Source organism: Mycobacterium sp. 852002-53434_SCH5985345 (assembly GCF_001667155.1).
Classification (GTDB): Bacteria; Actinomycetota; Actinomycetes; order Mycobacteriales; family Mycobacteriaceae; genus Mycobacterium.
Genome location: NZ_LZIE01000097.1, coordinates 18000 through 39607, shown reverse-complemented (window position 1 = coordinate 39607; position 21608 = coordinate 18000). Strand labels below are relative to the sequence as shown.

Sequence of the window (21608 nt, the reverse complement as noted above, 5' to 3'; positions counted from 1 at the left end):
CGGTGACAGGGCTGGCGCGTCGGGCGGAGGACCATGACTGAGTCCGTCGAGGTCGTGAAATTGTCCGACCAACTTGGACCGGTCGACTATCTGATGCATCGTGGTGAAGCGAATCCCCGGACTCGGTCGGGGATCATGGCGCTGGAACTTCTCGACACCACGCCGGACTGGGATAAGTTCCTGACCCGATTCGAGAACGCTTCCCGACGGGTGTTGCGGCTGCGCCAGAAGGTTGTCGTGCCGACCCTGCCGACCGCGTCGCCGCGCTGGGTGGTGGATCCCGATTTCAACCTCGAGTTCCACGTGCGCCGGATGCGGGTGGCCGAACCCGGCACACTGCGCGACGTCTTCAACCTCGCCGAGGTGATCCTGCAGTCGCCCATGGACATCTCCCGTCCGCTGTGGACGGCCACCCTGGTGGAGGGCCTGGCCGACGGCAAAGCCGCCACGCTGCTGCACGTCAGCCATGCGGTCACCGACGGCGTCGGCGGTGTGCAGATGTTCGCGGAGATCTACGACCTGGAGCGCGACCCGCCTTCCAAGCCGACGCCCCCGCTGCCCATCCCGCAGGACCTCACACCCAATGACCTGATGCGGCAAGGCATTAACCACTTGCCCACCGCCGTGGTCGGCGGTGTCGTGAGCGCGGTGTCCGGGGCGGTGTCGGCTGCCGGACGGGCCGTCCTGGAGCCGGGGTCCACCGTGTCCGGAGTCGTGAGTTACGCGCTCTCGGGCATGCGGGTGCTCAATCGGGCGGCCGAGCCGTCGCCGCTGTTGCGGCGCCGCAGCCTGGCCACCCGCACCGAAGCGATCGACATCCCGCTCTCCGACTTGCACCGGGCGGCCAAGGCCGGCGGGGGCTCGATCAACGACGCCTACCTCGCCGGCCTCTGCGGAGCCCTGCGGCGCTATCACGAGGCGCTCGGAGTGCCGATCAGCACGCTGCCGATGGCGGTACCGGTGAACCTGCGGGCCGAGGCCGACACGGCCGGCGGCAACAGGTTCACCGGGGTCAACCTGGCCGCGCCCGTGGGTACCGTCGACCCGGTCTCGCGGATGAAGAAGATCCGCGCGCAGATGACGCAGCGCCGCGACGAGCCCGCGATGAACATCATCGGTTCGGTCGCGCCACTGCTGAGCATCCTGCCTACGGCGGTGCTCGAGGGCATCACAGGCTCGGTGATCGGCTCCGACGTGCAGGCCAGCAACGTCCCGGTGTACCCGGGAGATACCTACATCGCCGGCGCGAAGGTGTTGCGGCAGTACGGGATCGGTCCATTACCGGGGGTGGCGATGATGGTGGTGCTGATCTCGCGGGGCGGGTGGTGCACCATCACCGTGCGCTACGACAGGGCATCGGTGCGCAACGAGCCACTGTTCGCTCAATGCCTGCTGGAGGGCTTCGACGAAATTCTGGCGCTGGCCGGGGAGGGGGCGCCCCACGCGGTGCCGGCCTCGTTCACCGAACCGGCGACTTCGGCACGGACGGCGTCGGGCTCATGAGCACCACGAAAGACCAGGGAAACGAGCGCGGGACACCCGGGACGGACATGCGCCTGCCGGGCTCGGTCGCCGAAATCATGGCCAGCCCACCGGGTCCGAAGATCGGGGCGTTCTTCGACCTCGACGGGACGCTGGTGGCCGGCTTCACGGCGGTGATTCTCACCCAGGAGCGGCTGCTGCGCCGTGACATGGGCGTGGGAGAGCTGCTCGGCATGGTCCAGGCCGGCCTGAGCCACACGCTCGGGCGGATCGAGTTCGAGGACCTCATCGGCAAGGCCGCCGCCGCGTTGGCCGGCCGCTTGCTGGACGACCTGGAGGAGATCGGCGAGCGGCTGTTCGTGCAGCGAATCGAGTCGCGGATCTACCCCGAGATGCGCGAGCTGGTGCGGGCGCACGTCGCTCGCGGGCACACCGTGGTGCTCAGCTCGTCGGCGCTGACCATCCAGGTCAACCCGGTGGCGCGGTTCCTCGGCATCTCGAACATGCTCACCAATAAGTTCGAGACCACGGAAGACGGGATGCTCACCGGCGGCGTGCAGAAGCCGATCTTGTGGGGGCCCGGCAAAGCCGCTGCGGTGCAACGGTTTGCGGCCGAGAACGGCATCGACCTGAAGGACAGTTACTTCTACGCCGACGGGGACGAGGACGTCGCCCTGATGTACCTGGTCGGCAACCCGCGCCCGACCAATCCCGAGGGCAAGATGGCCGCCGTGGCCAAACGCCGCGGCTGGCCGATCCTGCGTTTCAGCAGCCGCGGTCCGGTGGGCCTGCGCCGGCAGATCCGCACCCTCGCCGGCTTCGGCTCGATGTTCCCCGTCGCCGCCGGCGCCGTGGGCATCGGCGTGCTGACCCGCAACCGGCGGCGCGGGGTCAACTTCTTCACCTCGACCTTCTCCCAGCTGTCGCTGGCGATCGCCGGGGTGCAGCTCAACGTCATCGGTCAGGAGAACCTGACCGCGCAGCGACCGGCGGTGTTTATCTTCAATCACCGCAACCAAGTTGACCCGGTCATCGCCGGCGCGCTGGTGCGCGACAATTGGATCGGCGTGGGGAAGAAGGAGCTGAAGAAAGACCCGATCATGGGCACGCTCGGCAAGCTGCTCGACGGCGTCTTCATCGACCGGGACGACCCCGTCGCCGCGGTGGAGACGATGCACGAGATCGAAGACCGGGCGCGGAGGGGACTGTCGATCGTGATCGCGCCGGAAGGCACCCGCGTCGACACCACCGAAGTCGGGCCCTTCAAGAAGGGGCCGTTCCGCCTGGCCATGGCGGCCGGTATCCCGATCGTTCCGATCGTGATCCGCAACGCGGAAATCGTCGCCGCCCGCAACTCCACCGTAGTCAATCCCGGTACCGTGGATGTCGCCGTCTTTCCGCCGATCTCGGTGCAGGACTGGACCGTCGAGAACCTGCCGGAGCGCATCGCCGAGGTTCGACAGCTATATCTGGACACGCTGGCCAACTGGCCGATCGACGAGCTGCCGCAGGTCGACCTGTATGCCGAGAAGAAGGCGGCGACGAAGGCCAAGACCCCCGCGAAAAAGACTGCGGCTAAGGCGGTCTCGAAGGCACCGGCAAAGAAGGCCGCCTCCCGGAAGGCCGCCTCGAAAGCCAAGCCCGCCAAGGCGAATCCGCACGAGTCGCAGGCCGCCCTCAAAGACGGTGAGGCACACCGGCCCGCCGAGGCCACCGCCAGCACGGAGCCGCCGGAATCCGCGCCCGAAGGGCGGCCGTGACCGAAGCGGCCGCGGATACCACCGCGATCCTCACCGGCCAAGACTCGCTGGTGTTGGCGTCCATGGCCTCGCCGGTCGAGCGGGAACTGGTGACGGCCTGGATGGCTCAACAGCGCGCGGACAAGCCCGAGGCGAGATTCGACGTGCTGGAACTGCCGCCGCCCACCGCGCCCCCCGATGCGCTGACCGCGCTGATCGAGCAGCTCGAGGCCGGCGGCGGCGACGACCGTTCCATCGTCCCGGTACGGGTGTTCTGGCTGCCGCCACCGGATCGCGGCAGAGTCGCCAAGCTGGCCGGGCTGCTACCGGGGCGAGATCCCTACCACCCCAACGAACGTCAGCAACTGCAGATCATTCGCAACGCTCCCCAGCGGGCGCGGGTGGTGGCCGGCGAACCGGCGAAAGTCTCCGAACTGCGCGAGCAGTGGCGCGACACCACCGTTGGCGAGAATGAAAGCGACTTCGCCCGATTCGTCATCCGGCGCGCGCTGCTGGCGCTGGAACGCGTCGAGTATCGGATCCTGGGGCCGCAGTACAAGTCTCCGCGGCTGGTAAAGCCGGAAATCTTGGAGTCCAGCCGATTTCGTGCCGGGCTGAAGAAAATCCCCGGCGCGACCGTCGACGAAGCGGGCGAGATGCTCGACGAACTCTCCACCGGCTGGAGCCGCGTGTCCGTCGACCTCGTTTCCGTGCTCGGCAGGATGCTCAGCCGCGGATTCGATCCGGAGATTGACTACGACGGATATCAGGTCGCGGCGATGCGCGCGGCGCTGGAGGCCCACCCGGCGGTGCTGTTGTTCTCGCATCGCTCCTACATCGACGGCGCGGTGGTGCCGGTGGCAATGCAGGAAAACCGGCTGCCGCCCGTGCATGTGTTCGCCGGCATCAACCTGTCGTTCGGCGCGATGGGCCCGCTGCTGCGCCGGTCCGGCGTCATCTTCATTCGCCGCAACATCGGCGAAAACCCGCTCTACAAATACGTTCTGCGCGAATACGTCGGCTACATCGTCGAAAAGCGGTTCAACCTGAGTTGGTCCATCGAGGGCACGCGCTCGCGCACCGGCAAGATGTTGCCGCCAAAACTCGGCCTGCTGGCCTACGTCGCCGATGCCTACCTGGACGGCCGCAGCGAAGACATCCTGCTGCAGCCGGTGTCCATCAGCTTCGACCAGTTGCACGAGATCGCCGAGTACGCGGCCTACGCCCGTGGCGGGGAGAAGACGCCCGAAGGCGTTGGCTGGCTGTACAACTTCATCCGGGCGCAGGGCGAACGCAACTACGGCAAGATCTACGTCCGCTTCCCGGAAGCCGTTTCGATGCGCCAATACCTGGGCCCGGCGCACGGCACGCTGACTCACGACCAGGACGCCAAACGGCTTGCGCTGCAGAAAATGTCGTTCGAGGTCGCGTGGCGGATATTGCAGGCGACGCCGGTGACGGCGACCGGCCTGGTGTGCGCGTTGCTGCTCACCACCCGCGGCGCGGCGTTGACGGTCGATCAGCTGCACCACACCCTGCAGGACTCGCTCGACTATCTGGAACGCAAACAGAACCCGATGTCGACGAGTGCGCTGCGGCTGCGCTCGCGCGACGGCGTGCGGGCGGCGGTCGACGCGTTGTCCAACGGGCACCCGATCACCCGGGTCGACGGCGGCCGGGAACCGGTGTGGCACATCGCCCCCGACGAGCAACACGCGGCCGCGTTCTACCGCAACTCGCTGATCCATGCCTTCCTGGAGACCTCGATCGTCGAATTGGCGCTGGCGCATGCCCGGCACGCCGAGGGCGACCGGATGCGCGCCTTCTGGGACCAGGCGATGCGGCTGCGCGACTTGCTCAAGTTCGACTTCTACTTCGCGGATTCGGCGGCATTCCGGGACAACATCGCCGAAGAGATGGCCTGGCACGACGATTGGGAAGCCCATGTCAGCGCCGGGGGCGAGGAGATCGACGCGCTGCTGTTCGCCAAGCGCCCGCTGATGGCGGATGCGATGCTGCGGGTGTTCTTCGAGGCCTACGAGATCGTCGCCGACGTGTTGCGGGATGCGCCGGCCGACGTCGGCCAGAAGGACTTGACCGCCTCGGCGCTCGGCGTGGGCCGCCAATACGTGGCGCAAACCCGGGTCCGCAGCAGCGAATCGGTGTCGACGCTCTTGTTCGCCACGGCCTATCAGGTCGTCGTCGACCAGGATCTCATCGCGCCCGCGCCGGACCTCGCCGACCGTCGGGCCGCGTTTCGGGGGGAGCTGCGGGACATCCTGCGAGATTCGGATCACGTCGGGCGGATAGCGCGCGACCAGTTCGTCGCCCGCGAGGTCAAGGCGCGTCGGGAGCGCCTGGCTCGGTAGTCCCCGGTCGGGGCTCATACCCTGGGCGTATGACGGTCGATCGGTCGGTGACGCCACCCCGCGCGCGGGCGTGGCCGCTGCTGATCGGTGTCGCGCTGTTGGCGGGCTGCACGGCGGCCGGTATCGGGGCGTTGTCGCTGGCCGACGCGCTGACCGCCACGGGGTTGCCGAACCCGGGTCCGGCAACCACGCTGGGGCTACCGTTCATCCGGGCGGCGGGGGAGATCGCCGCGGTGCTGGCCGTGGGCTCGTTCCTGTTCGCGGCGTTTCTGGTGCCGCCCCAACGCAGCGGCGTCCTGGACGCCGACGGGTACCGGGCGCTTCGCCTGGGGACCGTGGCGTCGGGTGTCTGGGCGGCGTGTGCGGTGCTCCTGGTTCCGCTGACCATTTCCGACGTGTCGGGCCGCCCGCTGGTCGCGCTTTTGAACCCGGTGCGGATCTGGTCGATCGCCGGCCTGGTCACCACCGCCTCCGGGTGGCGCTGGACCGCGGCGCTGGCCGCGCTGGTGATGCTGGCCAGCCTCTCGGTGCTGCGCTGGTCGTGGACGCCGCTGCTGTTCGCCGGCTCGCTGCTGACGCTCATCCCGCTCGGGCTGACCGGCCATTCGTCGGCGGGCGGTTCGCACGACCTGGCGACCAACAGCCTGCTGATCCACCTCATGGCCGCGGGCCTGTGGGCCGGCGGCCTCTTGGCGTTGACCGCCTACGGGCTGTGCGGCGGCGGGCACGTCGCCCTGGCGGCGCGGCGGTTCTCCGCAATCGCGCTGTGGTGCTGGGTCGCGATGGCGCTCAGCGGTCTGGTGAACGCCGCGGTGCGCGTCCCGTTGGGCGACCTGGTGACCACCGATTACGGCCGATTGGTGGTGGGCAAGTTCGCCGCGTTATGCGTGCTGGGGGTGATCGGCTGGCGCCAGCGGCGCTCGTCGGTCGCCGGTTTGCAAGCGGAACCGCCTCAGCCGGAGGCGCGCCGCGCCCTGCTCCGGCTGGCGCTCGCCGAGGCCGCGGTCTTCGGCCTCACCTTCGGCATCGCCGTCGGGCTGGGCCGCACCCCGCCGCCACCGCCGCCGAGCCGGCTGCCCTCGATTCCCGAGGCCGAGATCGGCTACGACTTCAACGGCCCGCCGACCCCGGCGCGGATCCTGTTCGACTGGCGCTTCGACTTGATCTTCGGCAGCGCCGCCATCGTCTTTGCCGCCCTCTATGTGGCCGCCGTGGTCCGCCTGCGCCGCCGGGGTGACGCCTGGCCGCCGGGCCGGACCGTCGCCTGGCTGCTCGGCTGCCTCACGTTGCTGTTCGTCACGTCGTCGGGGGTCGGTCGCTACATGCCGGCGATGTTCAGCGTGCACATGGTCGCCCACATGGGCCTGTCGATGCTGGTGCCGATCCTGCTGGTGCTGGGCGCCCCGGTGAGCCTGGCCCTGCGGGCGTTGCCCGCCGCCGGCCGCGACGACCCGCCCGGTATGCGGGAATGGCTGTTGGCCGCCCTGCACAGCGGGCTGTCGCGGTTCCTCACCAACCCGGTCGTGGCCACCGTGCTCTTCGTCGCCGGCTTCTACGGGCTGTACCTGTCGAGCCTGTTCGACATCGCCGTGGGCAGTCACGCGGGGCACCTGGCGATGAACCTGCACTTCCTGCTCAGCGGGTACCTCTTCTACTGGATCGTCATCGGGGTCGACCCCACGCCGCGTCCGATTCCGCCGCTGGCCAAGGTGGGCGTGGTGTTCGCGTCGTTGCCGCTGCACGCGTTCTTCGGGGTGGTGCTGATGGGCACCCGCAGGGTGCTCGGCGCCGACTACTATCGCTCGCTCGGCTTGACCTGGCACACCGACCTGATCGGTGACCAGCGGTTGGGTGGCGGGATCGCCTGGGCGGCGGGGGAGCTGCCGCTGGTGATCGTGATGCTGGCGTTGCTGGTGCAGTGGGCGCGCAGCGACGACCGGACCGCCCGGCGGTTGGACCGCGCCGCCGACCGCGACGACGACGCCGAGCTGGTCGCCTACAACGCGATGCTGGCCGAGCTGTCGCGGCGCGACAGACCCAACCGTCCGCACCAGCCGGCGGATTGATCCACAGTCGCGATTCCTTCCACAGGGCCGATGGGGCACCGCCGGATTCCGGCCCCTTCGCCCGCCGGCCCGTCGGTGGCGCCGGGCTCAATGGCGGCCAGGACGGGCGGTGCCTCGTTCACCGCCCAACAGCAAACCGAGAAGGGATCATTCCAATGTTCGAAACCCCGCTTACCGTGGTCGGGCACATCGTCAACAACCCCGAACGCCGACAGGTCGGCACCCAGGAGGTCATCAAGTTTCGCGTCGCCAGCAACTCCCGGCGGCGCACGGCCGACGGCGGCTGGGAGCCGGGCAACTCGCTGTTCATCAACGTCAACTGCTGGGGAAAGTTGGTCACGGGCGTGGGTGCCGCGTTGGGCAAGGGCGCCCCGGTGATCGTGGTCGGTCACGTCTACACCAGCGAGTACGAAGACCGCGACGGCAACCGCCGCTCGTCACTGGAGATGCGGGCGACCTCCGTCGGGCCCGACGTATCCCGCGCGATTGTGCGGATCGAGAAGCCGGGCTACACCGGTCCCAATCCGGAGCAGGCGGCCATCAATGGAACTTCGGTGGCGGCCGCCGACGTTGGTGGTGACGAGGACCTGAAGGCCGGCGACGACCCGGCCGACTCCGGTGACGGCGCCGCTGACCGCGTCTCGCTCTCCGTGCCGGCTTGACGGTCGGCTTGGGGGCGGGCCGGCGGTTGTCGGCCGGTGCCTAGGATGGTCCGCGAGATCACTTGTAGACCAGAAAGGCACAACAGCGGCATGGCTGAGTTCATCTACACGATGAAAAAGGTCCGCAAGGCGCACGGCGACAAGGTGATCCTGGACGACGTCACGTTGAGCTTCTATCCGGGCGCCAAGATCGGTGTCGTCGGCCCCAACGGCGCCGGCAAGTCGAGCGTCTTGCGGATCATGGCTGGCCTGGACAAGGCGAACAACGGCGAGGCCTTTCTGGCCACCGGGGCCACCGTCGGCATCCTCCAGCAGGAGCCGCCGCTGAACGAAGACAAGACGGTGCGCGGCAACGTCGAAGAGGGGCTCGGCGAGATCAAGGTCAAGCTGGACCGCTTCAACGAGGTCGCCGAGTTGATGGCCACCGACTACTCCGACGAGTTGATGGAGGAAATGGGCCGGCTGCAGGAGGACCTCGACCACGCCGACGCGTGGGACCTCGACTCGCAGCTGGAGCAGGCCATGGACGCCCTGCGCTGCCCGCCGCCGGACGAGCCGGTGACGAATCTGTCCGGCGGAGAGCGGCGCCGCGTGGCGCTGTGCAAGCTGCTGTTGTCCAAGCCCGACCTGCTGCTGCTGGACGAGCCGACCAACCACCTGGACGCCGAAAGCGTGCAGTGGCTCGAACAACACCTGGCCGCCTACCCGGGCGCGGTGTTGGCTGTGACCCACGACCGGTACTTCCTGGACAACGTCGCCGAGTGGATCCTCGAGCTCGACCGCGGCCGTGCGTATCCCTACGAGGGCAACTACTCGACATATCTGGAGAAGAAGGCCGAGCGGTTGGCGGTGCAGGGCCGCAAGGACGCCAAGCTGCACAAGCGGCTCACCGAGGAGCTGGCCTGGGTGCGGCAGGGGGCGAAGGCGCGGCAAGCGAAGAGCAAGGCCCGCCTGCAGCGCTACGAAGAGATGGCCGCCGAGGCGGAGAAGACGCGCAAGCTCGACTTCGAGGAAATCCAGATCCCCGTCGGGCCCCGCCTGGGCAACGTGGTCGTCGAGGTCGACCACCTCGACAAGGGCTACGACGGGCGGACCCTGATCAAGGACCTGTCCTTCACGCTGCCCCGCAACGGCATCGTGGGCGTGATCGGGCCCAACGGGGTGGGCAAGACGACGCTGTTCAAGACCATCGTCGGGCTGGAACAGCCGGACAGCGGGACGGTCAAGGTCGGAGAGACGGTCAAGCTCAGCTACGTCGACCAGTCTCGCGCCGGCATCGATCCCAAGAAGACCGTGTGGGAAGTCGTTTCGGATGGCCTCGACTACATCGAGGTCGGCCAGAACGAGATCCCGTCGCGCGCCTATGTCTCGGCGTTCGGGTTCAAGGGTCCCGACCAGCAGAAGCCGGCCGGCGTGCTGTCCGGTGGCGAGCGAAACCGGCTGAACCTGGCGCTCACGCTCAAAGAAGGCGGCAACCTGCTTCTGCTCGATGAGCCCACCAACGACCTCGACGTCGAGACGCTGGGTTCGCTGGAAAATGCCCTGGAAAAGTTCCCGGGCTGCGCGGTGGTCATCTCGCACGATCGCTGGTTCCTGGACCGCACCTGCACGCACATCCTGGCCTGGGAGGGCGACGAGGACAACGAGGCCAGGTGGTTCTGGTTCGAGGGCAACTTCGGCGCATACGAGGAGAACAAGGTCGAACGGCTCGGTGTTGACGCGGCCCGGCCGCACAGAGTGACCCACCGGAAGCTCACGCGCGACTAGTGTCAGCTGCGCAGCACCCCGAAAATGCGGCCCAGACGAGCCGCGGCGGGTGCACCCCGCTTGCGGGGGAAGTGGGCGGTTGAGCGCAGTGGCGTTCGTCACGAGTTGGGAGCCATCGGCATGACGATTGATCCCGGAGCCAAGCAGGCGCTCAAGCCGTGGACCGCCTTCACCCGGCAGCAGGACATCCCCGACTGGATCGCGAAGGCCTATATCGAGAGCTATCGCGGCCCGCACGGCGACGAACCCGGGGCGGAATCCGGCCCAATCGACCTGACCGTCCCGACCGCGATCGTGACCCCCGCCATGCTCGGCGCGCACTATCGGCTCGGTGAGCACCGTCCCGCCGGCCAAAGCCGGGTCGCGGTCTACCCCGCGGACGACCCGGCCGGATTCGGGCCCGCGCTGCAAGTCGTCACCGACCACGGCGGCATGCTGTTGGACTCCGTCACGGTGCTGCTGCACCGCCTCGGTGTGCCCTACGCGGCCATCATGACCCCGGTGTTCGAGGTTCACCGCAACCCTGCGGGCGACCTGGTCAGCGTCGAGTCGAAACCGCCCGGTGCCCCGCAATACGTGGGCGAGGCGTGGATACACGTGCAACTGCTGCCCTCGGTCGACAGCAAGGGCCTCGCCGAGGTCGAACGGTTGTTGCCCAAGGTGCTGTCCGACGTGCAACAGGTCGCCAGCGACGCGGGCGAGTTGATCGCCACCCTGAGCGGCCTGGCCGCGGAAGTGGAAACCAACGCCCAGGGCCACTTCTCGGCCCCCGACCGCGCCGATGTCGCGGCGCTGCTGCGCTGGCTGGGTAACGGTAACTTTCTGCTGCTCGGCTACCAACGTTGCCGCGTGCACGATCGTTTCGTCTCCGGCGACGGGTCACCCGGGCTGGGCGTCCTGCGCTCCCGCACCGGTGCCCGCCCTCGGCTGACGGATGACGACAAATTGCTGGTGTTGGCGCAATCGGTCGTCGGCAGCTACCTGCGCTACGGTGCCTATCCGTACGCCGTCGCGGTTCGGGAAAATGTCGGCGGCGACGACGGCGTGGTCGAGCACCGCTTCGTCGGACTCTTCACCGTCGCCGCCATGAACGCGGACGTTCTGGAAATCCCCACGATCTCGACCCGAGTGCGCGACGCGCTCGCCCTGGCCGACAGCGACCCGATCCACCCCGGCCAGCTGCTGCTCGACGTCATTCAAACCGTCCCGCGCTCAGAGCTGTTCACGTTGAGCGCCGAACGGCTCTTGACGATGGCCAAAGCCGTGGTGGATCTGGGATCCCAACGGCGGGCGTTGTTGTTCCTGCGCGCCGATCGGCTCCAGTACTTCGTCTCGTGCCTGGTCTACCTGCCCCGCGATCGCTACACCACGCAGGTGCGGTTGCAAATCGAGGACATTCTGGTCCGCGAGTTCGGTGGCACGCGGCTCGAATTCACCGCGCGCGTTAGCGAATCGCCTTGGGCCCTCATGCATTTCATGGTGCGGTTGCCGGAAGACGCGGCGCCGGTCGACGTCTCCGAAGCCAACCGGGTCCGCATCCAGGGACTGCTGAGCGAAGCCGCGCGGACCTGGACCGACCGGTTGATCGGGGCCGCCGCGGAAGGCTCCGTCGACCAGGCCGATGCCGAGCACTACGGCACCGCTTTCTCCGAGGTCTACAAGCAAGCCGTCACCCCGGCCGATGCCATCGAGCACATCGGCATCATCGAAGGGCTGCATGATAATTCGGTCAAACTGGTGTTCTCCGAGCGAGGCGAGGATGGGGCCGCCCAGCTGACCTGGTTTCTGGGCGGGCGCACCGCCTCGCTGAGCCAGCTGCTGCCCATGTTGCAGAGCATGGGCGTGGTGGTGCTCGAGGAGCGACCGTTCACCGTCACCCGCCCGGACGGGCTGCCGGTATGGATCTATCAGTTCAAGATTTCTACGCACCCCACGATCGCGCCGGCGACGACCACGGCCGACCGCGACGCGACCGCACAGCGGTTCGCCGATGCGGTCACCGCGATCTGGCAAGGTCGCGTCGAGATCGACCGGTTCAACGAGCTGGTCATGCGCGCCCGGCTGACCTGGCAGCAGGTCGTGCTGCTGCGCGCCTATGCGAAGTACTTACGGCAGGTGGGCTTTCCGTACAGCCAGTCCTATATCGAGTCGGTGCTGAACGAGCACCCGTCCACCGCGCGATCGCTGGTCGCCCTATTCGAGGCGCTCTTCGATCCCCGGCCGTCGGGCGCGTCAGTCAACCGTGACGCACAAGCGGCGGCGGCCGCGGTAGCCGCCGACATCGACGCGCTGATGAGCCTGGACACCGACCGCATCCTGCGGGCGTTCGCATCGCTGGTTCAGGCGACGCTGCGCACCAATTACTTTGTGACGCGCGAGGGTTCGGCACGCGCCCGAAACGTGTTGGCACTCAAGCTGAATGCGCAGCTCATCGACGAATTGCCGCTGCCGCGTCCCAAGTACGAGATCTTCGTCTATTCGCCCCGCGTCGAAGGTGTGCACCTGCGGTTCGGCCCGGTGGCCCGCGGCGGGCTGCGCTGGTCGGACCGCCGCGACGATTTCCGCACCGAGATCCTCGGCCTGGTCAAGGCGCAGGCGGTGAAGAACGCCGTCATCGTGCCGGTTGGCGCCAAGGGCGGCTTCGTCGTCAAGCGGCCGCCGCTGGCGACCGGCGATCAGGCGGAGGACCGCGATGCCACCCGCGCCGAGGGCGTCGCCTGCTATCAGCTGTTCATCTCCGGCCTGCTCGATGTGACCGACAACGTCGACCACAAAACGAGAAAGGTCAGCCCGCCGCCCGAGGTGATACGGCGCGACGGTGACGACGCCTACCTGGTGGTGGCCGCCGACAAGGGCACCGCGACCTTCTCCGACATCGCCAACGACGTGGCGAAGTCCTACGGCTTCTGGCTGGGTGACGCCTTCGCGTCCGGCGGATCGGTGGGCTACGACCACAAGGCGATGGGCATCACGGCCAGGGGTGCGTGGGAGGCCGTCAAGCGACACTTCCGGGAGATGGGCGTCGACACCCAGGCCGAGGACTTCACGGTGGTGGGCATCGGCGATATGAGCGGTGACGTGTTCGGCAACGGCATGCTGCTCTCCAAGCACATCAGGTTGATCGCCGCCTTCGATCACCGGCACGTGTTCCTCGACCCCGACCCCGCCCCCGCGGCCTCGTGGGAGGAGCGCCGGCGGATGTTCGACCTGCCGCGGTCCAGCTGGGAGGACTACGACAGGTCGTTGATCAGCGAGGGCGGCGGTGTGTACAGCCGCGAGCACAAGTCCATCCCCGTCAGCCCGCAGGTGCGCGACGCGTTGGGCATCGACGCAGAGATCACCGAGATGACCCCGCCCAACCTGATCAAGGCGATCTTGCAGGCGCCGGTCGATCTGCTGTTCAACGGCGGCATCGGCACCTACATCAAGGCCGAGTCCGAGTCCGACGCCGACGTCGGCGATCGCGCCAACGATCCGGTGCGCGTCAACGCAAGTCAGGTGCGCGCCAAGGTGATCGGCGAGGGCGGGAACCTGGGGGTGACCGCCCTGGGCCGGGTCGAGTTCGATCTGTCGGGTGGGCGCATCAACACCGACGCGATGGATAACTCCGCCGGCGTGGACTGTTCGGACCACGAGGTGAACATCAAGATCCTGATCGACTCGCTGGTCACCGCCGGCAAGGTCGACCCCGACGAGCGCAAAGCGTTGCTGGAGTCGATGACCGACGAGGTCGCGCAACTGGTGCTCACCGACAACGAGGATCAGAACGACCTGATCGGCACCAGCCGCGCCAACGCGGCCAGCCTGCTGCCGGTGCACGGCAGGCAGATTCAATACCTCGTAGACGAGCGTGGGCTCAACCGCGAATTGGAAGCCCTGCCGTCGGAGAAGGAGATCGACCGGCGGTGTGAGGCCGGCATCGGCCTGACGTCGCCCGAGCTGTGCACCCTGATGGCGCACGTCAAACTCGGGCTCAAAGAGGAGATGCTGAACACCGAATTGACCGAGCAGGATGTGTTCGCATCCCGGTTGCCGCAATACTTTCCGACGCCGTTGCGGGAACGGTTCAGCGCAGGGATCCGCACCCACCAGCTGCGCCGTGAGATCGTCACCACCATGCTGATCAACGACCTGGTCGACACCGCCGGCATCAGCTACGCGTTCCGGATCACCGAGGATGTCGGGGTCGGGCCCGTCGACGCGGTGCGGACGTACGTCGCCACCGACGCCATCTTCGGCGTGGGAGAGATCTGGCGGCGGATCCGCGCGGCGAATCTGCCGGTCGCGATGTCCGATCGGCTCACGCTCGACACCCGACGGCTGATCGACCGCGCCGGCCGCTGGCTGCTCAACTACCGACCGCAACCGCTGGCCGTGGGTGCGGAGATCAACCGGTTCGCGGCGAAGGTCAAAGACCTGACCCCGCGGATGTCGGAGTGGTTGCGCGGCGACGACAAGGCGATCGTCGAGAAGGAAGCCGCCGAATTCTCTTCGCAAGGTGCACCCAACGACCTGGCGTACATGATCGCCGCTGGTCTCTACCGATTTAGTCTGCTGGACATCATCGACATCGGCGACATCAACGACATCGACGCCGCCGAGGTCGCGGACACCTATTTCGCCCTGATGGACCGGCTGGGCACCGACGGCCTGCTGACCGCGGTGTCCGAACTGCCCCGCAATGACCGCTGGCATTCCCTGGCGCGCTTGGCGATTCGCGACGACATCTACGCCTCGCTGCGATCGTTGTGCTTCGATGTGCTCGCCGTGGGCGAGCCGAACGAAAGCGGCGAGGAGAAGATCGCCGAGTGGGAACACCTATCCGCATCAAGGGTGGAGCGGGCCCGCCGAACCCTCATCGAAATTCAGGAAAGCGGGGAAAAGGATCTCGCGACGCTGTCGGTGGCCGCGCGTCAGATCCGGCGCATGACCCGCACCAGTGGAAGAGGATCATCAAGTTGAGCGTCGGCTTCGTCGCCCCCGTGCCGGTGCGTTGGTCGGACATCGACATGTATCAGCACGTCAACCACGCCACCATGGTCACGATTCTGGAGGAGGCCCGGGTCCAGTTTCTGCGCGAAGCATTCGAGGTCGATATCTTGACCATCGGGTTGCTAATCGCCGAAGTCAAGGTGACGTACAAAGGTCAACTGCGGCTGGTCGATTCGCCGCTGCAGGTGACGATGTGGACCAAGCGGCTGCGGGCGGTGGACTTTACGCTGGGCTACGAAGTGCGCTCGGTCGGCGCCGATCCCGAGTCTAAGCCCGCCGTCGTCGCCGAGTCGCAGCTGGCCGCCGTTCATATCGAGGAGGAGCGCCTGGTGCGGCTCTCCCCACATCATCGGGAGTATCTGCAACGGTGGATTCGGCAGTAGTTGACCGCGGACTCTGGTTGGGGCCAGCCGACCGGGCCGCCCAGCGCAGGGACCTGGCCGCGTTCGTCGACTACGCGCTGCGTCTCGACGACACCGCCGTCATTCGCCTCCGCACTCGATCGGCCGGTCTGCTGACGGCTTGGGTGGCAACCGGTTTCGACGTCCTGGCCAGTCGCGTGGTGAGTGGTGAAGTGCGGCCCGAGGATCTGTCGGTGGGCGCGGACGCCCTGGCGCGCGGCCTGGCCGCGATGGACGACGCGGGCTACGTCGACCCCGGCTTCGCGATGGACTCCGCGTGGCGGGGTGCGTTGCCCCCGGACGCCGGCTTCACCCACCTCGAGGACATACCCGCCCGGGTGATGCTCGACCTGGCGCAGCGCGGCGCACAACTTGCCAAGGAACACGGCAGTTCGCACGGCCCACCCGTATCGCTGCTCGACCAGGAAGTCATCCAGGTGAGCTCCTCCGATGCGAGTGTGGGGCTGCCCATGCGGTGTGTGTTCGCTTTGACCGCAATGGGTTTCCTACCGCAGTCACCAGATGCCGTCGGCGCCAACGAAATGATCAGGGTCCGGATCCTGCCGACCTGGTTGCGCATCGACGCCCGATTCGGCTCTGTGTACCGGCGCCGCGGCGACCCGGCGCTCCTGCTCCGCTGACTCGTATCACGTTCCGAATCATCTTGAGTCAAACCCCGGCATGCGGGGTGAGTCGTCACGTGCTGTAGACCATCCACAGCGGAAGAACCGAGTCCAGGTAATCCATGAACTTCTTGAGGCCCACGCGGTATTGCCCGTAGCCGTATGGATCTTCGGCGTACTCCGGAAAGGCGATGCCCAGTCCGAACAGGCCGGGGGCGATGATTCCGTTCATCCGGTTGTATTGCAGCGGGCCCCACTGGGGCGTCTCGGGCAGCTTCCGCTGCTCGAAACCAACGGTGTAGACGACGTGGTCGCACTCGGCGATCTTCTCTTCGAAGTCCGGGGCGGCAACCCAGCACCTCTCCAACCGTTCCGGATGCTCACCGTCGATGTTCTCGCGGGCCCAGACGGCGGCCCGGCCCTTGAGACCGGTATCATCGAAAAGGATCCAATCATCCAGGTAGACAGCGTATTTGAGCGGGCTACGGTAAAAATTGATCACCCGACCGACCGGAAGCCGCAGCAGGTGCGGTAACGCGATCATCGACGAGTGCGACGAGCCGAAGACGCCAACCGTCGCGCCCTCCAGCGGCACCTCGGCGAGCTTGTCGGCATCGAGGGCGACCTCGACCGGAATTTCGTCGGGGGGATAGTCGAGCCTCTTGGGGGCTGCGCCGATGGCGAGGATCACGTTGTCCGAGGCCAGTTCCGGATCCTGCGTTTCGATCCGCCACTGCCGTCGCTGCAGGGACAGGGTGGTGGCCATCGTCTCGAAGGTGTGCACCCGTTCGCGCAGTTGCGCGGTGACCCACACCAATGGGTCGGCGACCAGGGCAAGGGCGCAGGTCTCCTCCGGGTCCACTTCGGCCAGCGGCATTGGCGGGGCTTGGGAGAACCGAAAGGCCGCAGAGCCATTCAGGAAACTCATGAACGTCCCGGCAATGGTGTTGCTCGACACCGACCGCCACTTACCGCCCAGGTCTCCCGCGGCGAAGGCGGGATCGATCCAGGCGATCTTGTCCGGCGGTACGCCCCGATCGAGCAGCCTGCCGACCGCAGCAATTCCGGCGGGTCCGGCTCCGATCACTGTCCACGCGTAGGTCGCCATGTAACTAGGTATAGAGGAGCGATGAGGCACGCGCCGAGTCGTCGGGTCCGATCAAACGATGTCGGCGAACATCAGCGCCGTGCCGGCGGCGGTGACGGCTTGAGTTACGATTTGCGCGTAGGTGAGTCGAACGGTGCGCGGCATCAACCTCGTCCAGCGCTGCGCCATCCAGTGGTACGCCCAGAAAATCGCGACCGCGCCGAACCCCAGGGCCGCGGTCCAGTTGACGACGCTGACCCAGTCGGCCGCGGCGTGCGGCATGTGGTGTGCGGCGTGCTGCAAGCCCGCCGCGGCGCTGTGTGCGGGCATGCTCATCGCTTCGTCGCCCGCCTGATCCGAGTGGCCGGGCAAGCTGCCGTTCATCGCCCCGTACATCCAGGCCATCGCGACCATCATGAGGGCGTAGTAGTAGTTCGTCAGCCTGCCGTCGGCGGCCCAGGGCGCGCGGCGGCCGATGCCGACGAACCAGGCGCCCGCGAGCAGGAAGCACGTCGGTGCGACGATGGTCGGCAAGCTCATGCCAACCCCCCAGGCCATCAAGATCATCACCGCAGACATCGCCAGGTGCAGCAGCTGGCTCACGACGCCGGTCCAGCATCGGCGTTGGGCGACAAGGAAATACGCGTAGGCCGCGAAGCTGACGGCAAAGAGCGCCGTCACTAGCCATCGCAAGGTGTTATCCACCAACCCGCCTCTCGCCGGTGGGCCCACACGACGTCAGCTTGAGACCCGGAATCGGGGTTTCGATCTCGGCCATGGCACGAGAGTACCCCCAGAGGGTATCTATCCCGCGGCGCCACCCCGACGATCGCCCATGCGCAATGCGAAACCGAGTGCTCCGCCCCGGCTTTGGGGGAGGCCGGTCAGGCCAGCCACGCCGCGGCGTCCGGCGGGAGTTCGCCGTCGACCAGCGGGGCGCTGGCCATGATGAGCTGTCCCGGCGGCAGTGGGATCGGTCGCCGGCCGGCGTTCACCGCGCACACCGCTCCGCCGCCGCGGCGCCTGAAGATCAGCGCATCGCGTGGCGCGTCCAACCACTCGATTTCGTCACCGTCGAATTCGGTGCGCTCCTTGCGCACCTTGATGATGTGCTGGAAGAACGAGAAGGTCGATTCGGGGTCCGCGGCCTGCCGCTCGACAGTCAGTGCCGCCCACTCCCGCGGCATCGGTAACCAGGTGTCGGGCGACGAGGAGAACCCGAACGGGGGAGCCTCGCCCGACCACGGCATCGGAACCCGGCACTTGTCGCGGCCGCGCTCGGTGTGCCCGGAGCGTTCCCACGTCGGGTCCTGCAATACCTCGTCGGGCAGCTCGACGTCCGGCAGCCCCAGTTCCTCGCCGTTGTAGATGAACACTGCGCCCGGCAGGGCGAGCATCACCATCGCCATCGCCTTCGCCCGGCGCAGCCCGATCTCGCCGCCCCCGTACCGGGTGACCTCACGGCCCACGTCGTGGTTGGACAGCGTCCAGGTCGGGATGGCGTTTTCGATCGCGATGGCCTCCATGGAGTTCTGGATCGCGTGCTGGATCTCGCTGGCGTCGAAGTCGATCTTCGTCAGCCGGAAGTTGAAGCCGAGGTGCAGTTCGTCGGGCCGCAGGTACTCGGCCCACAGCAGATTGTCGAGCACCCACACCTCGCCGATGGTCACCGCGTCGGGATAGTCGTCGACGATCTTGCGGATCCCGCGGTGAATCTCGTGCACGCTCGGGTGGTTGAAGCGGGGGTCGTCGTCGCTGTGACTCAGCACCTTGACGTCGTCCTTCGCGTCGGGCAGGTCGGCCGGCTTGGCCATCCCGTGCGCCACGTCGATGCGGAAGCCGTCCACGCCGCGTTCCAGCCAGAAACGCAGCGTCTTCTCGAAATCGTCGAAGACGTCCGGGTGCTCCCAGTTCAGGTCCGGCTGCTCGGTGTCGAAAAGGTGCAGGTAGTACTGGCCCGGATTGCCGTCCGGCTCCACCACCCGCGTCCAGGCGGACCCCCCGAACACCGACGTCCAGTTGTTCGGCGGTAGCTCCCCGGCGGGACCCCGGCCGTCGCGGAAGTAGTAGCGGTCCCGCGCGTCGGTGCCCGGCCCTGCGGCCAGCGCGGCCTGAAACCACGGGTGCGCCGAGCTGGTGTGGTTGGGCACCACGTCCATGGTGATCTTGATGCCCCGCTCGTGCGCCGCCGGGATCAGCCGCTCAATGGCCGCCATCCCGCCGAACAGCGGGTCGATGTCGCGCGGGTCCGCGACGTCGTAGCCGTGGTCGGCCATCGGCGAGACGGTGACCGGGTTGAGCCAGATCGCGTCCACCCCGAGTCGCTCGAGGTGATCCAGGTGGGCCAGTAATCCATCGATGTCGCCCACGCCGTCGCCGTCGCTGTCGGCGAACGACCGGGGATAGACCTGATAGAAGACCGCGTTCGACCACCATGCTCCGGGGCTCATCCTGTTCCGTTCAGTTCGCTGGGCTATCAGAAGGGCGAGTTGACCAGCGAGTGGGCGGCCATCTCAAGGTAATCGAGCAACTGACGTCGGTGCTCGTCGTCGAGGGTGTCCGAATCGATCGACGCGACCGCCGTGTGCATGCAGCGCAGCCAGGCGTCGCGCTCGATGGGAGTGATCCGGAACGGGACGTGGCGCATCCGCAGCCGTGGATGCCCGCGCCGGTCGGAGTAGGTGCGGGGGCCGCCCCAATACTGCTCGAGGAACATGCGCAACCGTTCCTCGGCGCCCGCCAAATCGTCTTCGGGGTACAGCTGGCGCAGAATTTCGTCCTCGGCGACCTGGGCATAAAAGCGGGACACGATCGCATGAAAGGTTTCGGCACCGCCGACGGCGTCATAGAAGGACTGTGGCTCGGAATCCATCGCCTCCATTGTGGTCCATCGCGGCGGCTGCGGCCTGAGCCGGGCCGAGGGCACAACCGCTGTTCACCCGGACGACATGCCGTTCACCTGCAATAGGGGTGCGATTGGCGGCGAATCATGGTGGACTATCCGCGGAGGATCTATGGCGCAGGGCAAGAGACGCCGCAGCCACCGCAGTTCCGGGGCCGCGGCAGGGTTAACCGGGCCCCCGACCGCGTCATGCCTGCATAGCGTCGATACCCATCCCCCCACCCGCCAAGACAGCGCGTCCCTGTGGAGTCGTCGGCGGGTGCTGCTGCTGAATTCGACATACGAGCCACTGACCGCGCTGCCGATGCGGCGGGCCATCGTGATGGTCATTTGCGGGAAGGCCGACGTGGTCCATCACGACCCGGCCGGACCGGTGATCCATTCGGCCACCAGCTCGATCATGGTGCCCTCGGTGATCCAGCTGCGGACCTACGTCCGCGTCCCGTACCGGGCCCGCGTCCCGATGACCCGGGCAGCGCTGATGCACCGGGACCGATTCTCCTGCGCGTATTGCGGAGCGAAGGCCGACACCGTCGACCACGTGGTGCCACGCAGTCGCGGCGGCGACCACTCGTGGGAGAACTGCGTCGCGTGCTGCTCGACGTGCAATCACCGCAAGGGCGACAAACTGCTCACCGAGCTCGGCTGGGTGCTGCGCCGGACCCCGCTGCCACCGACGGGGCAGCACTGGCGACTGCTGTCGACGGTCAAGGAGCTCGACCCGGCCTGGGCGCGCTACCTCGGCGAAGGCGCGGCCTGACCAATCTCGTGTCCGGGTGTGCCACGAGAACACCCGGTGGGATACGGTTTTCGTCGTGAGCATGCTGGAGATCCACGCGTACTTCATCGGAATACCGTTGCTGCTGGTGGCCGTGCTGGCGGTGCTGATCTGGTCGCACAAGGGACCGCACCCGGCGACCTACAAGTTGGGTGAGAAGTGGACGCATCCGCCGATCCTGTGGGCGGCCACCGACGAAGACGTCGGCCACACCCACGGCGGGCACGGCGGACACGAGTTCTCAGTTGGAGGTGGCGCCAGTGGCACATGGTGATGTGGCGACGATCGAGCCCGGCGAGCTGCCCAACGGGTGGGTGATCACCACCAGCGGACGGCTTTCCGGAGTCACCGAGCCCGGCGAGCTCTCCGTTCATTTCCCGTTCCCGACCAAGGACCTCGTCGCCATCGACGACGCACTGAAGTTCGGTTCCCGGGCATCGAAGGCACGGTTCGCCATCTACCTCGGTGACCTGGGCAGCGACACCGCCGCCCGGGCTCGCGAGATCCTGGCCAAGGTGCCCACGCCCGACAATGCGGTGCTGCTGGCGGTCTCGCCCGACCAGAAGGTCATCGAAGTGGTCTACGGCTCCCAGGTCCGGGGCCGCGGCGCCGAGTCGTCCGCGCCGCTCGGCGTTGCCGCCGCATCGTCGGCGTTCGAGCGGGGCGACCTGGTGGACGGACTGGTCAGCGCGATCCGCGTCCTCAGCGCGGGCATCTCCCCGGCTTAGTGGCGATCGCGA

General features: G+C 67.4%; 16 protein-coding genes. 12 read left to right on the top strand and 4 right to left on the bottom strand.

Annotated features, from left to right (window positions below):
• Nucleotides 1–33: 33 nt before the first annotated feature.
• The 9 genes from A5756_RS24360 (at nt 34) to A5756_RS24320 (ending at nt 16119) form a co-directional block, all read left to right on the top strand.
• Nucleotides 34–1503, top strand: a complete 1470-nt coding sequence (locus tag A5756_RS24360; protein WP_066958410.1) for a wax ester/triacylglycerol synthase family O-acyltransferase — start codon at nt 34–36, stop codon at nt 1501–1503.
• Nucleotides 1500–3242: an HAD-IB family hydrolase/lysophospholipid acyltransferase family protein gene (locus A5756_RS24355; RefSeq protein WP_066958409.1), complete on the top strand. Its 1743-nt coding sequence runs from the start codon at nt 1500–1502 to the stop codon at nt 3240–3242. The genes A5756_RS24360 and A5756_RS24355 overlap by 4 nt, the downstream gene beginning before the upstream one ends.
• Nucleotides 3239–5590 (top strand): glycerol-3-phosphate 1-O-acyltransferase, encoded by a 2352-nt coding sequence (locus A5756_RS24350; protein WP_066958407.1) that lies wholly within the window; start codon nt 3239–3241, stop codon nt 5588–5590. The genes A5756_RS24355 and A5756_RS24350 overlap by 4 nt, the downstream gene beginning before the upstream one ends.
• Before the next feature lie 29 nt (nt 5591–5619).
• Nucleotides 5620–7656, top strand: a complete 2037-nt coding sequence (locus A5756_RS24345) for a cytochrome c oxidase assembly protein (RefSeq protein ID WP_066958406.1) — start codon at nt 5620–5622, stop codon at nt 7654–7656.
• A gap of 155 nt (nt 7657–7811) precedes the next feature.
• Complete coding sequence (locus tag A5756_RS24340) at nt 7812–8318, top strand: single-stranded DNA-binding protein (RefSeq protein ID WP_066958404.1); 507 nt, start codon at nt 7812–7814, stop codon at nt 8316–8318.
• 90 nt (nt 8319–8408) lie between these two features.
• Complete coding sequence (ettA, locus tag A5756_RS24335; protein WP_066958402.1) at nt 8409–10085, top strand: energy-dependent translational throttle protein EttA; 1677 nt, start codon at nt 8409–8411, stop codon at nt 10083–10085.
• A 120-nt stretch (nt 10086–10205) separates the two neighbouring features.
• A complete protein-coding gene (locus A5756_RS24330) occupies nt 10206–15047 on the top strand; it encodes an NAD-glutamate dehydrogenase (RefSeq protein WP_066958400.1) in 4842 nt (1613 codons plus the stop codon).
• Complete coding sequence (locus tag A5756_RS24325) at nt 15044–15460, top strand: thioesterase family protein (RefSeq protein ID WP_066958398.1); 417 nt, start codon at nt 15044–15046, stop codon at nt 15458–15460. Before A5756_RS24330 ends, A5756_RS24325 begins: the two co-directional genes overlap by 4 nt.
• Entirely contained in the window at nt 15445–16119 is a 675-nt protein-coding gene (locus tag A5756_RS24320; protein WP_066958396.1) for a hypothetical protein, read from the top strand. The genes A5756_RS24325 and A5756_RS24320 overlap by 16 nt, the downstream gene beginning before the upstream one ends.
• Before the next feature lie 55 nt (nt 16120–16174).
• Here A5756_RS24320 and A5756_RS24315 read toward each other — a convergent pair whose 3' ends face one another.
• The 4 genes from A5756_RS24315 to A5756_RS24300 all read right to left on the bottom strand — a co-directional run bounded on the left by A5756_RS24315 (nt 16175) and on the right by A5756_RS24300 (nt 20060).
• The gene (locus tag A5756_RS24315; protein ID WP_066958671.1) at nt 16175–17188 is read right to left on the bottom strand and encodes an FAD/NAD(P)-binding protein; all 1014 of its coding nucleotides are present in this window, start codon (nt 17186–17188) and stop codon (nt 16175–16177) included.
• 72 nt (nt 17189–17260) lie between these two features.
• Nucleotides 17261–17869, bottom strand: a complete 609-nt coding sequence (locus tag A5756_RS24310) for a DUF5134 domain-containing protein (RefSeq protein ID WP_082948172.1) — start codon at nt 17867–17869, stop codon at nt 17261–17263.
• Nucleotides 17870–18072: 203 nt separating this feature from the next.
• Nucleotides 18073–19638, bottom strand: a complete 1566-nt coding sequence (locus tag A5756_RS24305; RefSeq protein WP_066958392.1) for an alpha-amylase family glycosyl hydrolase — start codon at nt 19636–19638, stop codon at nt 18073–18075.
• A 26-nt stretch (nt 19639–19664) separates the two neighbouring features.
• Entirely contained in the window at nt 19665–20060 is a 396-nt protein-coding gene (locus A5756_RS24300) for a globin (RefSeq protein WP_066958669.1), read from the bottom strand.
• Between the two features lie 142 nt (nt 20061–20202).
• Between A5756_RS24300 and A5756_RS24295 the strand changes: the two genes are divergently transcribed.
• The 3 genes from A5756_RS24295 to A5756_RS24285 all read left to right on the top strand — a co-directional run bounded on the left by A5756_RS24295 (nt 20203) and on the right by A5756_RS24285 (nt 21596).
• Nucleotides 20203–20850 (top strand): HNH endonuclease, encoded by a 648-nt coding sequence (locus A5756_RS24295; protein ID WP_066958390.1) that lies wholly within the window; start codon nt 20203–20205, stop codon nt 20848–20850.
• A gap of 64 nt (nt 20851–20914) precedes the next feature.
• The gene (locus tag A5756_RS24290; RefSeq protein ID WP_066958666.1) at nt 20915–21142 is read left to right on the top strand and encodes a hypothetical protein; all 228 of its coding nucleotides are present in this window, start codon (nt 20915–20917) and stop codon (nt 21140–21142) included.
• Nucleotides 21129–21596, top strand: a complete 468-nt coding sequence (locus A5756_RS24285; protein ID WP_066958388.1) for a DUF5130 domain-containing protein — start codon at nt 21129–21131, stop codon at nt 21594–21596. The genes A5756_RS24290 and A5756_RS24285 overlap by 14 nt, the downstream gene beginning before the upstream one ends.
• Nucleotides 21597–21608: the final 12 nt, after the last annotated feature.

Coding starts and splice junctions, on each gene's coding strand:
- A5756_RS24305 (WP_066958392.1), bottom strand. CDS start 19,638: ATGAGCCCCGGAGCATGGTGGTCGAACGCGGTCTTCTATCAGGTCTAT.
- A5756_RS24360 (WP_066958410.1), top strand. CDS start 34: ATGACTGAGTCCGTCGAGGTCGTGAAATTGTCCGACCAACTTGGACCG.
- A5756_RS24345 (WP_066958406.1), top strand. CDS start 5,620: ATGACGGTCGATCGGTCGGTGACGCCACCCCGCGCGCGGGCGTGGCCG.
- A5756_RS24295 (WP_066958390.1), top strand. CDS start 20,203: ATGGCGCAGGGCAAGAGACGCCGCAGCCACCGCAGTTCCGGGGCCGCG.
- A5756_RS24300 (WP_066958669.1), bottom strand. CDS start 20,060: ATGGATTCCGAGCCACAGTCCTTCTATGACGCCGTCGGCGGTGCCGAA.
- ettA (WP_066958402.1), top strand. CDS start 8,409: ATGGCTGAGTTCATCTACACGATGAAAAAGGTCCGCAAGGCGCACGGC.
- A5756_RS24355 (WP_066958409.1), top strand. CDS start 1,500: ATGAGCACCACGAAAGACCAGGGAAACGAGCGCGGGACACCCGGGACG.
- A5756_RS24330 (WP_066958400.1), top strand. CDS start 10,206: ATGACGATTGATCCCGGAGCCAAGCAGGCGCTCAAGCCGTGGACCGCC.
- A5756_RS24340 (WP_066958404.1), top strand. CDS start 7,812: ATGTTCGAAACCCCGCTTACCGTGGTCGGGCACATCGTCAACAACCCC.